Annotated in this window: 12 protein-coding genes; 4 read left to right on the forward strand and 8 right to left on the reverse strand. The window is 66.2% G+C overall.

Annotated features, from left to right (window positions below; genetic code table 11):
- The first annotated feature begins 43 nt into the window (after nt 1–43).
- Together CHEID_RS04950 and CHEID_RS04955 are read left to right on the forward strand one after the other, a co-directional pair.
- Nucleotides 44–1447, forward strand: coding sequence for a PFL family protein (locus tag CHEID_RS04950; protein ID WP_112769925.1), 1404 nt, complete (start codon nt 44–46; stop codon nt 1445–1447).
- A gap of 32 nt (nt 1448–1479) precedes the next feature.
- A complete protein-coding gene (locus CHEID_RS04955; RefSeq protein ID WP_112769926.1) occupies nt 1480–2208 on the forward strand; it encodes a glutamine amidotransferase in 729 nt (242 codons plus the stop codon).
- Here CHEID_RS04955 and CHEID_RS04960 read toward each other — a convergent pair.
- Nucleotides 2205–3836, reverse strand: a complete 1632-nt coding sequence (locus CHEID_RS04960; protein ID WP_112769927.1) for an ABC-F family ATP-binding cassette domain-containing protein — start codon at nt 3834–3836, stop codon at nt 2205–2207. The genes CHEID_RS04955 and CHEID_RS04960 overlap by 4 nt on opposite strands.
- A gap of 68 nt (nt 3837–3904) precedes the next feature.
- Between CHEID_RS04960 and CHEID_RS04965 the strand changes: the two genes are divergently transcribed.
- Nucleotides 3905–5092, forward strand: a complete 1188-nt coding sequence (locus CHEID_RS04965) for a lycopene cyclase family protein (RefSeq protein WP_181645937.1) — start codon at nt 3905–3907, stop codon at nt 5090–5092.
- Here the strand turns inward: CHEID_RS04965 and CHEID_RS04970 are convergent.
- Genes CHEID_RS04970 through CHEID_RS05000 form a run of 7 tightly spaced genes read right to left on the reverse strand, consistent with a single transcriptional unit; the run spans nt 5043 to nt 11485 of the window.
- Nucleotides 5043–5453 (reverse strand): metal-sulfur cluster assembly factor, encoded by a 411-nt coding sequence (locus CHEID_RS04970; RefSeq protein WP_112769929.1) that lies wholly within the window; start codon nt 5451–5453, stop codon nt 5043–5045. The two genes, CHEID_RS04965 and CHEID_RS04970, sit on opposite strands and share 50 nt — an antisense overlap.
- Before the next feature lie 12 nt (nt 5454–5465).
- The gene (gene sufU / locus CHEID_RS04975; RefSeq protein WP_112769930.1) at nt 5466–5936 is read right to left on the reverse strand and encodes a Fe-S cluster assembly sulfur transfer protein SufU; all 471 of its coding nucleotides are present in this window, start codon (nt 5934–5936) and stop codon (nt 5466–5468) included.
- Nucleotides 5933–7216, reverse strand: coding sequence for a cysteine desulfurase (locus tag CHEID_RS04980; RefSeq protein ID WP_112769931.1), 1284 nt, complete (start codon nt 7214–7216; stop codon nt 5933–5935). The genes sufU and CHEID_RS04980 overlap by 4 nt, the downstream gene beginning before the upstream one ends.
- Before the next feature lie 58 nt (nt 7217–7274).
- Nucleotides 7275–8033, reverse strand: coding sequence for a Fe-S cluster assembly ATPase SufC (sufC, locus tag CHEID_RS04985; protein WP_112769932.1), 759 nt, complete (start codon nt 8031–8033; stop codon nt 7275–7277).
- Nucleotides 8034–8089: 56 nt separating this feature from the next.
- Nucleotides 8090–9322: a Fe-S cluster assembly protein SufD gene (gene sufD / locus CHEID_RS04990; RefSeq protein WP_112769933.1), complete on the reverse strand. Its 1233-nt coding sequence runs from the start codon at nt 9320–9322 to the stop codon at nt 8090–8092.
- Between the two features lie 5 nt (nt 9323–9327).
- Nucleotides 9328–10761, reverse strand: coding sequence for a Fe-S cluster assembly protein SufB (gene sufB, locus CHEID_RS04995; protein ID WP_112769934.1), 1434 nt, complete (start codon nt 10759–10761; stop codon nt 9328–9330).
- A gap of 4 nt (nt 10762–10765) precedes the next feature.
- Nucleotides 10766–11485, reverse strand: coding sequence for a helix-turn-helix transcriptional regulator (locus CHEID_RS05000; protein ID WP_273661416.1), 720 nt, complete (start codon nt 11483–11485; stop codon nt 10766–10768).
- A 136-nt stretch (nt 11486–11621) separates the two neighbouring features.
- Here CHEID_RS05000 and mptB point away from each other — a divergent pair, with 136 nt between their 5' ends.
- Entirely contained in the window at nt 11622–13193 is a 1572-nt protein-coding gene (gene mptB, locus CHEID_RS05005; RefSeq protein WP_273661418.1) for a polyprenol phosphomannose-dependent alpha 1,6 mannosyltransferase MptB, read from the forward strand.
- Nucleotides 13194–13197: the final 4 nt, after the last annotated feature.

Here is a 13197-nt window from a genome sequence, read left to right on the forward strand (position 1 = left end):
CAGTCCCCCACCCCCCCCAAGCCCAAGGACACCCTCCGCCCGCATGACTGACTTCGCCGACCTCGATCCCGCAGCTTTCGGCCGCCTCCACGGCCAGGCCAGCCACAATATCCTCGAAACCATTACCATGATCGAGCGATACCGGCTGGATATTCGCACTGTCACGATGGGCATCAGTCTGCTGTCCTGCATTCGCCCCACGGTGGAGGACACGGCCACCGCGATCTACGACAAGATCGTCCGCTACGCCCGGAACCTGGTGCCCGTGTGCGAGGGCATCGAGCAGGAGTTGGGCATCCCCATCGTCAATAAGCGCATTTCGGTGACCCCCATCGGTTTCCTCGCTACGGCTTTGGACGCCAATCCCCTAGCGCTCGCCAAAGCCCTCGATCGAGCCGCAAAGGAGGTGGGCGTGAACTTCATCGGGGGGTACTCCGCGCTCGTGGACAAGGGAGCCACCCCCGGGGAACGCAAGCTCATCAACTCAATCCCGGAGGCCCTGAGCACCACGGAGGTGGTCTGCGGTTCGATCAACGTGGGGTCTTCCCGCGCAGGGATCAACATGAACGCCGTGAAGCGGGCGGGGCACATCGTCAAGGAATGCGCGGAGGCCAGCGCCGAGGATAATGCGATGGCCTGCGCGAAACTGGTCATCTTCGCCAACTCCGTTGGGGATAATCCCTTCATGGCCGGTGCCTACCACGGGGTGGAAGAGGCGGATGTCGTCATCAACGTCGGGGTATCCGGCCCGGGAGTAGTGGATCGGGGTGTGGGCAGCCTAGAGGGCGCCACCTGCAACGACATCGCCGAGGCCGTCAAGCGGGCGGCCTTCAAGATCACCCGCAGCGGGCAGTTGGTCGGGGCCATGGCCTCGCAACGCCTCGGGGTGCCCTTCGGCATCGTCGATCTCTCCCTCGCGCCGACCGCAGAACTCGGTGATTCCGTGGCCCACATCCTGGAGCACATGGGGCTCGAGCAGGTCGGTACCCACGGGACGACGGCCGCCCTGGCGCTGCTCAACGATGCCGTGAAGAAGGGGGGTCTCATGGCCTGCTCCCGGGTCGGCGGACTCAGCGGCAGCTTCATCCCCGTCTCGGAGGACCGGGGGATGATCGACGCGGTCCAGTCGCAGGGGCTGTCGATCGACAAGCTGGAGGCGATGACGGCCATCTGTTCCGTGGGCCTCGACATGCTGGCGATCCCCGGGGACACCCCGGCGGAGACCATCTCCGGCATCATCGCGGATGAAGCTGCCATCGGTGTGATGAACCACAAAACCACCGCCGTCCGCATCATTCCGGTTCCGGGGGCTCAGGTTGGCGATACCGTGGACTTCGGCGGTCTGCTGGGTTACGCCCCGATCATGCCGGTGCACGAAGCATCCAGCGCCGCCTTCGTCAATCGCGGCGGATATATCCCGGCGCCGGTCCACGGTTTCCGCAACTAACCCACCATCACTTATCCAAAGGAACAACTGCCGTGACATTCGTGCTCATCAGCCCCCGGCAGGGTCAACAGGTCACTGCGGCGGAGCACCGCGACTTTCTCGCCTTCACCGGCCTGCGGGCGCAGGAGCTGGATCACCGCATTCTGGACCGTCCGGACAGCCAGATCGGCCCAGTGGACGGAGCGGAGGGGGTCTTCATTGGCGGCTCCCCCTTCACCATCACGGACCCGGAGGACCCGGAGCTGCAGGAGGCGATCAGCCAGACCTTGGTGCGCTTTGTCCGGCAGCAGTTGGACCGAGGGGAACTACCCATCTTCGCCACCTGCTTCGGGGCGGGCCTGCTGGCCCACTACTTCGGTGGGAAAGTCAGCCAGAGGTATGCGGAGGCCGCCGGGGAGACCCAAGTGGAGCTGACCGCTGAAGCTCAGGGGGACCCCATGTGCCAGGGCCTGCCGCCGTCCTTTCCCGCCCTGTGCGGCCACAAGGACTCGGTGGAGCGCCTGCCCACCGGAGCCACCCTGCTAGCCCGCAGCGAGCACTGCCCGGTACAGATGTACCGCATGGGTACCAACGTCTGGGTCAGCCAGTTCCACCCGGAGCTGGACGCCGCAGCCATCACCGCCCGGCTGAAGTTCTACGTGGGTCACGGTTACATGGCCGATGGCGAGGAGGAGAAGACGTACGCGGCGGTCGCCGGGGTCCGCACGGCAGAGGCCAACACCATCCTGCGCAACTTCGTGGACTACGCCAGGGCCCGCTAGGCCAGCTCCACGATCTCCATGTATTCATCGCCCCACAGGTCTTCCGTCCCGTCGGGCAAGACGATCACCCGCTCCGGCTGCAGGGCGCGAACCGCCCCGGGGTCGTGGGTGACGAGCACCACGGCCCCCTCGTAGGTCTGCAGGGCCTGGAGCACCTGTTCCCGGGATTGCGGGTCCAGGTTGTTCGTCGGCTCGTCAAGCAGCAGCACGTTCGCCCGGGAGCTCACGAGGGTGGCCAGGGCCAGCCGGGTCTTCTCACCGCCGGAAAGCGTCCCAGCCGGTTGATTCAACTGGTCCCCGGAGAACATGAAGGCCCCCAGCAGCCCTCGAAGGTCCTGCTCCCCCGCATCCGGGCAGGCCCCCACAGCGTTCTCCCATACGGAGCGGGAGCCATCGATCGTGTCGTGCTCCTGGGCAAAGTAGCCGATCTTCAGGCCGTGGCCGGTGACGATGCCCCCCTCCCCATCGGTACGTTCCACCCCGGCGAGAAGCTTGAGCAGGGTGGTCTTCCCCGCGCCGTTGAAGCCCAGGACAACCACCCGGCTGCCGCGGTCGATCGCCAGGTCCACCCCGGCGAAGACCTCCAGGGACCCGTACATCTTGGTCAACCCCGTGGCGTTGAGCGGGGTCTTGCCGCAGGGTGCGGGCTCGGGGAAGCGGATGTGGGCCATGCGGTCTTCCACCGGTACCTCGTCGAGGGACCCGAGCATGCGTTCGGCGCGGGCCACCATCTGCTTAGCGGCCCGGGCTTTGGTGGCCTTGGCCCCCAGCTTCTCCGCCTGCTGGCGCAGAGCGGAGGCTTTCTTCTCGGCGTTCGCCCGTTCCCGGCGACGGCGCGCCTCATCGGTGGCCCGGGCATCCTTGTACTTGCTCCAGCCCATGTTGTAAACGTCCGCCTCGGCCCGGACGGCGTCCAAAAACCAGATCTTGTTGCAGACCGCATCCAGCAGCTCCACGTCGTGGGAGATCATGACCAGCCCCCCGTCGTGTTTGGCCAGGAAACCCCGCAGCCAGGTAATCGAGTCGGCGTCCAGGTGGTTGGTCGGCTCGTCCAGCAGCAAGGTGGTGGCGGAGCGGCCGGACCCGTTGGTCGCCGCAAACAGGATGTGGGCCAGCTCCACCCGGCGGCGCTGCCCCCCGGAGAGGGTCTTTAGCTGCTGGTCCAACACCCGTTCGGGCAGCCCGAGGGCGTCGCAGATGCGCGCGGCTTCGCTATCGGCCTCGTATCCCCCGAGTGCTTGGAACCGCTCCTCCATGCGGCTGTACTTCCGGATCGCCGCGTCCCGCTCGGAGTCGGAGTTCGTCATCTCCATAATCTCTTGTTGGCGTTCCATGGTTCGGCGCATGGCATCCAGGCCGCGGGCGGAGAGCACCCGGTCCCGCGCGCTCTGTTCGATATCCCCCTCCTTGGAGTCCTGGGGCAGGTAGCCCAGGTCCCCGGAGCGGGTGACGCTGCCCCCATAGGGCTCGCTCTCCCCCGCCAGGATGCGCATGGTCGTCGTCTTGCCGGCACCGTTGCGCCCGACGAGTCCGATCCGGTCACCCGGCTGGACCCGCAAGTGCTGGCCGGGGGCATTCAGCAGCGTGCGCGCCCCGACACGGACCTCGAAATCTTGGGTGACAATCACGAGTGGGCAGTTTAGCCGCCGTAGGTAACATGCATCTCACCGCCCGCCCCCAACAGAGGATCGTTGAGTTGAGAATTGCAGTCATTATCGGCCTGGGCCCAGCCGGGGCCATTGCGGCGCTCCGGGCCCGCGCGCGGGGGATGGGCGTCCTTGCTCTCGATCACCGCCTGGAGGAAAACCCCACCGAACTACCGGAATGGCCAGCCACCTACGGCCTCGTCGACGCGGAGGTGCCCGGCTGGGCCGAGGAATTCGTCCGGCCTGCCCACGAGATCAGGGTCGTCACCACGGCCCGGCGCACCCCGGACTTCGGGTATCGGATGTTGGACAGCTCCGCGCTGCGGCAGGCCGTGGTGGACGCCGGGGTGACCCTCATACGCGGAACCGAACGGCACGTGCCGGAGGTGCTCGGGCAGGTGCGGCGGGACAATCCTGGGGCGGAGGTGCTGCTCATCGACTGTCGTGGGGCCCGGCCAGACGGTCGGGAGCTGTGGCAGGTGGCTTACGGGATGGTGCTGCGGGGGCGGTCGGCGCAGGTGCAGCCCACCTTCATGGACTGGCGCCCCGTGGAGGCGCGAGTGGCCCCGGCCAGTTTTCTCTACATCCAGCCAGTGGATGGGGGCATGCTCTGGGAGGAGACGGTGCTGGCGACCGACCAACGCCCGGAGGACCTTCGCGAGTTGCTGGCGGACCGCCTCCGCCAGCGCCTGCGTTCAGCGGGGGTGGCGGGCGACGTGGAGACGGTCGATACGGAATTTGTGGCCATCCCCATGGGCCTGCGGGAGGGTAGCTGGGCTCGGCGGCGGCGAATTCTTGTGGACGCCAACCCACCGCGCGCCGTGGAATACGTCCCCTTCGGGTCTCGCGGCGGCCTGGTCCACCCGGCCAGCGGCTACTCGGTGGGGGCTGCAATGCAGGCCGTCGACGAGGTCCTTGCTGGAACCACTCGGCGCCGGGCCCTAGGGGTAGATATGGCCTTCTACCTGCGCCTCGTGGGCGCGCGGCTCATCGCCCGCGCCAGCCCGGAGACCCTGCAGGACTTCTTCGATGCCTTCTTCCGGATGTCGCGGGAGTGCCAACTGGCCTATCTCACCGGCCACCACCCCCTGGCGGTCGCGGCGACCATGTGGCAGCTACGCGCCTACACGGGGTTTTGGCACCCCTTCCTGCGCCCCCTCGTCACGCACCCGCGCGCCGTATTGGGGCTTAGACGGAGAAGCCGAGGTAGCGCAACTGCTCGCGACCCTCTTCGTTGATCATCTGGGGGCCCCAGGCCGGCGACCAGACCCAGTTGATCCGCAGGTCGCTGATCTCCGGCAGGGTGCCGACAACACTGCTGTGGGCCTGATCCTCGATCATGTCCGTCAGGGGGCAGGCGGGGGAGGTCAGGGTCATGTTGGCAACTGCCGTGGACCCTTCCACCCAGACGTCGTAAACCAGCCCCAGGTCCACCACGTTGATGCCCAGCTCCGGGTCGATGACGTCCATGAGGCACTCCTCGACCTGGCCGGCCAGCTTCTCCTGCTCCGGGGTGAGGTCGGCGGGGCGCTGGGGCACCTCCGTCACGGGATTGGGGTCCATCTGCGGTGCCGAGGGATTGTGCGGCGGTTCAGTCATGTCTCGTGTCCTCTACTTAGTGTTCGGGTCGGCGGGTTGTTGGCGGGCCCCGGCGTCGTAGGCGGCGGCCTCGAAGGCTTTCCAGCCCAACAGGGCGCACTTCACGCGGGCGGGGTACTTCGCCACTCCGGCGAAGGCCACCCCATCGCCGATGAGCTCGTCGTCACCGGGGTGCTTGCCGCGGGACGTGACCATCTTTTCGAACTCGGCGAGCTTGGCGAAGGCCTCCTCCACGGGGCGGCCGATGATCTCCTCCGCCATGATGGAGGTGGAAGCCTGGCTGATGGAGCACCCGATCGCGTCATAGGACACGTCCTCCACCGTGCGGCCGTCTTCGCTTAAGGCCACGCGGAGGGTTAGCTCGTCCCCGCAGGAGGTGTTGACATGGTGTACCTCCGCGCCGAAGGGCTCGCGTAGGCCTGCGTGCTGGGGATGCTTGTAGTGGTCCAGGATGACCTCCTGGTACATCGATTCGAGCCTCATGAATCCTCCCTCGAAGGCTGTTGCTCTGCGGTGCCGAAGAACACCTGAGCTTGGCGGATACCCGCCGCGAGTGCGTCGATCTCCGCCGTGGTGTTGTAGACGTAAAAGCTGGCCCGCGCCGTGGCCTGCACGCCCATGCACGTGTGAACCGGCCATGCGCAGTGGTGGCCCACGCGAATGGATATGCCCTGGTCGTCCAGCACCTGGCCCAGATCATGGGGGTGGATTCCCTCCACCACGAAGCTGATCGCGCTGCCGCGATTGAACACCTCCGTGGGGCCGATGATCTGCAGTCCCGGGATTTGCTGTAGTAGGTCCAGGCAGTAGCGGGTGAGCTGATCCTCGTGGGCGGCCACGTTCTCCATGCCCAGCTTGGAGAGGTAACGCACGGCGGCGGCGAGGCCGACCACCTGGGAGGTCATCTGGGTTCCCGCCTCGTAGCGCTGCGGTGCTTGGGTGTAGGTGGAGCCGGTCATCGTGACCTTCTCGATCATGGACCCACCGGTGAGGAACGGGGGCAAGTCCGCTAGTAGCTCCTCTTTGCCCCACAGCACGCCCACGCCGTTGGGGCCCAGCATTTTGTGTCCGGAAAACGCGGCGAAATCGGCGTCCAGATCCCGAAAATTCACCGGCATGTGCGGCACGGACTGGCAGGCATCGAGGACGAACACGGCGCCGACCTCGTGGGCCCTGCGGGCGGCCTCTCCGGCATCGAGCACTGCCCCAGTGACGTTGGACTGGTGGGTGAGCGCCACCACCTTTGTGCGCTCGCTGAGCTGCAGGCTATCCAGGTCGATCCGACCATCTGGGGTCAGGCTGTACCACCGCAGGGTGGCTCCGGTGCGGCGGGCCAGCTCCTGCCAGGGGACGAGGTTGGCGTGGTGCTCGATCTCGGAGACCACGATCTCGTCGCCCTCCCCCACCGCCAGCGACCCGGAGCGGGTATCCCCGAGGATGTAGGCGATCTCGTTGAGGGCTTCCGTGGCGTTCTTTGTGAACAGGATCTCGTCGAAGGTCCCGCCGACGAAGGCCGCGATGGTCTCCCGGGCATCCTCGTAGGCCTCCGTGGCTTCCTCCGCCAGCTCGTAGGCCCCCCGGTGAACCGGGGCGTTGGTGTGGGTGAGGAAGTGCCGTTCCGCATCCAAAACCTGCACCGGGCGCTGTGACGTCGCCCCCGAGTCCAGGTAGATCAGCGGCCGTCCATCGCGTACCGTGCGCCCCAAGATGGGGAAATCCGCGCGGATGGCGGGCACATCCAGGCCCCTTTCGGTTTCAGCCATGTCAGACCTCGAACAATCAGACCGTGTATATCGCGTCGAATCTAGCGTGGGTTGTCAGCTACTTGATGAACTGCTCGTAGCCCTCGGCCTCCAACTGGGTGGCCAGCTCCGGGCCCCCGGACTTGACCACGCGCCCGCCGGCGAAGACGTGCACGTGATCGGGCTTCACGTAGTTGAGGATGCGCTGGTAGTGGGTAATCAGCAGCACGCCGCCGTTCTCCCGCTCCCGGTAGTTGTTGATGCCCTCCGATACGATGCGCAGGGCATCCACGTCCAGGCCGGAGTCCGTCTCGTCGAGGACAGCGAACTTCGGCTTGAGCAGCCCCAACTGCAGCACCTCGTGGCGCTTCTTCTCACCGCCGGAGAAGCCCTCGTTGACGCTGCGCTCGGAGAAGGAGGGGTCGATGTGCAGCTCTTCCATGGCGCCACGGGCCTCCTTGACCCAGTCGCGGATCTTCGGGGCCTCCCCGCGCACGGCCGTGGCCGCGGAGCGCAGGAAGTTGGCCATGGAAACGCCGGGCACCTCGGTGGGGTACTGCATCGCCAGGAACAGGCCTGCCCGGGCCCGCTCGTCGACTTCCATGTCCAGCAGATTCTCCCCGTCCAGAAGGACCTCCCCCTCGGTGATCTCGTAGCGGGGGTGGCCGGCGATGGCGTAGGACAAGGTGGACTTACCCGAGCCATTCGGGCCCATGATGGCGTGGGTCTCGCCAGAGTTCAGGGTCAAGTTGACCCCGTGCAGGATGGGCTTGGGATCCTCGTTCTCGTCCGCGGGGACAACCTGCGCGTGCAGGTTCTTGATCTCCAGGGTGCTCATGATTGCTGTGTTGATCCTTTACGTCTGTTCGTCGGTGAAGTGGGGGTTCCTGGTGCTTACAGGACCGTGTCGTGCAGCTCTTGCTCGATCTTCTGCTCGAGTTGCTCGCGGACGCTGGCCAGCGGGATCCGGCGGATCACGTCGGTGAAGAAGCCGCGCACGATGAGCATCTTCGCCGTGGTTTCCGGGATGCCACGCGAGCGCAGGTAGAACATCTGCTCGTCATCAAAGCGGCCCACCGTGGCGGCGTGCCCGGCACCGGTGATCTCCCCGGTCTGGATCTCTAGGTTCGGCACCGAGTCGGCGCGAGCCCCGGGGGTGAGCAGCAGGTTGTTGTTCTTTTCGTAAGTATCCGTACCGGTGGCATCCGGGCGGATGAGCACATCCCCGATCCAGGCCGTGCGGGCATCCGGGGTCCGCTTGTCCGTGGAACCGGCGGTGATCTCCCCCTGCAGCGCCCCCTTGTACAGCACGTTGGAGCGACAGTTCTTCTCGGAGTGGTCCACCAACAGCCGCTGCTCGAAGTACTGGCCCGCGTCGGCGAAGTACAACCCCAGCAGTTCGGCATCCCCGCCGGGAGCGGTGAACCGCACGTGCGGCACGGCGCGGACGACCTCCCCGCCGAAGGCGGCGTAGGTGTGCCGCACGGTAGCGTCCCGGCCGACCTGAATGTGGGAGTTGGACAGGTGGATCGCGTCACGGTTCCAGTCCTCCAGCACCACGCAGGTCAGACGGGCCCCGTCGCCGACGACAAACTCCACGTTGTCCGAGTGCTTACCACTGCCCTCGTAGCGCAGCACCACGACGGCCTCGGCCTGCTCTTCCAGCTCCACGACCAGGGTGGAATAGCTGGCGACACCCTCACCGGCGCCGGCGACGGTGATCCGCACCGGCTCATCGAGCGCGGCACCGCGCGCCACCCGGACGTAGTTCGCGCTGCTGGTTTGAGACCAGGCGTACGCAGCCGCGTAATCCACCGGGGCACCGGCGCGTCCCAGGCGCTCGTCGTCGGTGGCCAGCTCCTCGGCGAACACGCGCTTGGTGGCGGAGCTGGCGTCGTCCCCCGAAAAATTAACTTGAACCGAAGCCCGGCCGGTGGATTCGACGGAACCGTCCTGCAGCCCACCCAGGCGCCGCAGGGGGGTGAAACGCCAGTCCTCGTCCTTGCTCACGGGCGGGTGGAAGTCGGCCGGGTCGAAGGAGGTAAACCGGTCCCCCTTCGTCTGGTGGTCCGTGCCTGCGGGCACGGGGGTCAGGCTGGGTTCAGTTTCGGTAAGTGGGGCGGTCATTGGTTTTAACCCACCGATCCTTCCATTTGCAGTTCGATGAGGCGGTTGAGCTCGAGGGCGTATTCCATCGGCAACTCCTTGGCGATGGGCTCCACGAAGCCGCGGACGATCATGGCCATGGCCTCGTCCTCCTCGATGCCTCGGCTCATGAGGTAGAACAGTTGGTCCTCGGAGACCTGCGAGACCGTGGCCTCGTGGCCGAGGGTCACGTGGTCATTGCGGATGTCGTTGTAGGGGTAGGTGTCCGACCGGGAAATCGAGTCCACCAACAGGGCATCGCATTCCACGTTGGAGGTGGAGTGGTGGGCGTTGTTGTGGATCTGCACCAGGCCGCGGTAGGCCGCGCGTCCGCCGCCGCGGGCAACGGACTTGGAGACGATGTTGGAGCTGGTGTATGGGGCCATGTGGGTCATCTTGGCGCCCGTGTCCTGGAACTGGCCCTCCCCGGCGAAGGCGACGGAGAGCACCTCGCCCTTGGCGTAGGGGCCGGTCATCCACACGGCCGGGTACTTCATGGTGACCTTGGAGCCGATGTTGCCGTCCACCCATTCCATGGTTCCGCCCTCGTCCACCTTGGTGCGCTTGGTCACCAGGTTGTAGACGTTGTTGGACCAGTTCTGGATGGTGGTGTAGCGGCAGCGCCCGCCCTTCTTCACGACGATTTCCACCACCGCGGAGTGCAGCGAGTCCGTCTTGTAGATCGGCGCGGTGCAGCCCTCTACGTAGTGGACGTAGGCATCCTCGTCCACGATGATGAGGGTGCGCTCGAACTGGCCCATGTTCTCCGTGTTGATGCGGAAGTAGGCCTGCAGCGGGATGTCCACGTGGACGCCCTTGGGCACGTAGATGAAGGAGCCGCCGGACCACACTGCGGTGTTCAGCGCGGAGAACTTGTTGTCTCCGGCGGGGATGACGGTGCCGAAGTACTCCTCGAACAGCTCGGGGTAATCCCGCAGGCCCGTGTCGGTGTCCACGAAGATCACGCCCTGGCTCTCCAGGTCCTCGCGGATCTGGTGGTAGACCACTTCCGATTCATATTGGGCGGCGACGCCAGCAACCAAGCGCTGGCGTTCGGCCTCGGGGATGCCCAACTTGTCGTAGGTGTTCTTGATGTCCTCCGGCAGATCTTCCCAGGTGGTGGCCTGCTTCTCGGTGGAGCGCACGAAGTATTTGATCTGGTCAAAGTCGATGCCGGAGAGGTCCGCACCCCAAGTGGGCATGGGCTTCTTGTCGAAGATCTCGAGGGCCTTCAGGCGGCGCTGGAGCATCCACTCCGGTTCGGACTTCTTGGCGGAGATGTCGCGGACGACATCCTCGTTGAGGCCGCGGCGGGCGGAGGCCCCGGCGGCGTCCGAATCGTGCCAGCCGTAGCCGTACGCACCGATGGAGTTGATGATCTCCTCGTCGGTCTGGGGGGTCTTCTGAGCTGCTTGAGTCATACCTTTAGGTTTCCTTCGAAGTGGAAGGGTCAGTGGTGGAGGGGTCGATGATCGTCAGGGGAATGTGAGTGGTGCAAATCCCATTGCCGTCGGCGATGGTGGCCAACGGTTGGATGTGCTGCCCCAGCAATTCCGCTACGGCGCGGTGTTCGGCCGCGCAGAGCTCTGGGAATTCCTGGGCCACGTCCTGTATCGGGCAGTGGTGGCGACAGATCTGCACGCCGGTCCCCGCTTTGTCCACGGAGGCGGCGTAGCCGCGATCGCTGAGGGCTTGGGCGATAGCCCGAGCCTTTTGCACTACAGCGTCTTCATTAGTTTTACCTTTTTTCGGATCGTTTGTCCGCCGGTCCTCCGGCACGTCCGAAAGCAGTTGGTGAACGCGCTGCGTGGCGAAATCCTCCACGGCGGCAGAACCGCCCGCCTGGCGCAGGGCGCGGAGGGCGAGCAGTGCCAGGGTGTCGTAATCATGGCCGAACTGGGCCCGGCCGGCATCGGTGAGGCGGTAGAGCTTCGCCGGTCGGCCCCGGTTTCCGGACTTGGGGGCGGTGACGATCTCGGCGAGGCCACCGTCCACAATGCTGTCCAGGTGCCTTCGCACGCCGGCTGCGGTGAGCCCCAGCTCGGAGCTGATGTCACCGGCGCTGACCGGGCCATGGCGCAGGACCTGAAGCAAAATACGGTGACGAGTGGTCGACTCCGACGCCTGCACGTGTGTGTCGCCCATCCTCTCACTCATCCTTCCGTGATCTGGCACGGCCGCACGTTCGATACAGCCACATGATTAGACAACACGAGTGTGTCCTAAATGATTCCCCCTGTCCACTAAGGCATGCCTTGCCCAGGGGATAAGATGGCCCACTATGACCAGCCTGCGTAGCCAACTTCCCCACCTCGGGTTTGCTGGATCGCGCTCGGCGCAACTCCACGAGGACCTCAAGCCCTCCGCTCCGCCGACCATCCCCCCCGGAGCCCCGCAACAGCTCCGGGCCACGATCTGGCTGGGCACCTTCGGCACCGTGCTGATGGCCATCGGCGGCTTGGGGGCCGGGGCCCTGCCCGTGGTGAACAACCCCCTGTGGGGGGTGCCGGGGCTCAACGTGCTCGCCCAGATGCTGCACACCACAACCGTCATCACGTTCCTCGGCATCGGCTTCCTGGTCCTCGCCTGGGTCCGACTGGAGAAGTTCGCCACCTCCGCGCTGCCCCTGCGCACACTGTGGCGCACCCTCCTGCTGTGGATCTTCCCGCTCCTGTTCACCGCCCCGCTGTTCACGCAGGATATCTACAGTTACCTGGCCCAGGGTTCCATCGCCGCGCACGGCATGGACCCCTATGCCGCCGGGCCCGTGGACCTGCTGGGAATCAACAATCCCCTGGCCCGGTCCGTGCCGCTGCTGTGGGCCCACTCCCCCTCCCCCTATGGTCCGGTGGCCCTCGCCGTCGGCGCCGGCATCTCCTTACTCACCGGGGACAACATCGCCCTCGCCGTCTGCGCCCACCGAGCGATCAGCGTCGCCGGTGTACTGCTGGCGGGTTGGGCCCTGGTGCGATTGGCCCGGCGGTGCCACGTCACCGCCGCCCGCGCCCTGTGGCTGGGCGTCCTTAATCCCCTCACCCTCCTGCACCTCGTCGGCGGGATCCACAACGAGGCCATCATGCTCGGCCTCCTCCTCGCCGGCCTGGAGCTCGTCCTGCGCGGCACCGATGAGATCCCCCGCCCCCGCCCGACCCGCTGGTTCCTCACCATCACCGGCCTCGCGTTGATCACCTCCGCGGGCATGGTGAAGGTCACGGCCCTTGCGGCGCTGGGCTTCGCCGGGGTGGTGCTGGCTCGGCGGTGGGGTGGGACGGCCCTGGACCTACTGCGAGCCGCCGTTGCCTGCGCGCTGTGTGCCGCCGTGGTGGCCAGCGCCTGGTCCTTCGGCACCGGCGTGGGTTTCGGGTGGATCTTCGCCCAGGGCGGGGCCACGGAGATCACTTCCTGGATGTCCATGACCACCCTCACGGGTCTGGCCTCCGCGACTCTCGGCAGCGTACTGGGCCTGGGGGATCACACCCAGACTTCCCTGACTATCTTCCGGGCGCTCGGGGCCGCCTTCGGGATGTTCTGGCTGCTGCGCATGTTGCTGGCCGCCTTCCGTGGGCGCATCCACCCGGTGGGCGGCTTTGGGGTGGCGATGTTCTTCCTCGTCATCTTCTTCCCCGTCGTGCACCCCTGGTACCTCCTGTGGGCCATCGTCCCGCTTGCCGCGTGGGCCAATACCCGCGGCTTCCGCCTCGCCGTCATCGGCTACTCCGTGGCGTTCAGCTTCTTCGTCCTGCCCAGGGGGCTCAGCTTGCCGCCCGCCACCGTCGGGTACATGTACGTCATGGCGGCCGGCATCTTCGCCTTGCTGCTGCTCGGCGGTCGGCGCGCCTTCCAAACGGACTAAGCTG

Source organism: Corynebacterium heidelbergense (assembly GCF_028609845.1).
In the GTDB taxonomy this organism is placed as follows: Bacteria; Actinomycetota; Actinomycetes; order Mycobacteriales; family Mycobacteriaceae; genus Corynebacterium; species Corynebacterium heidelbergense.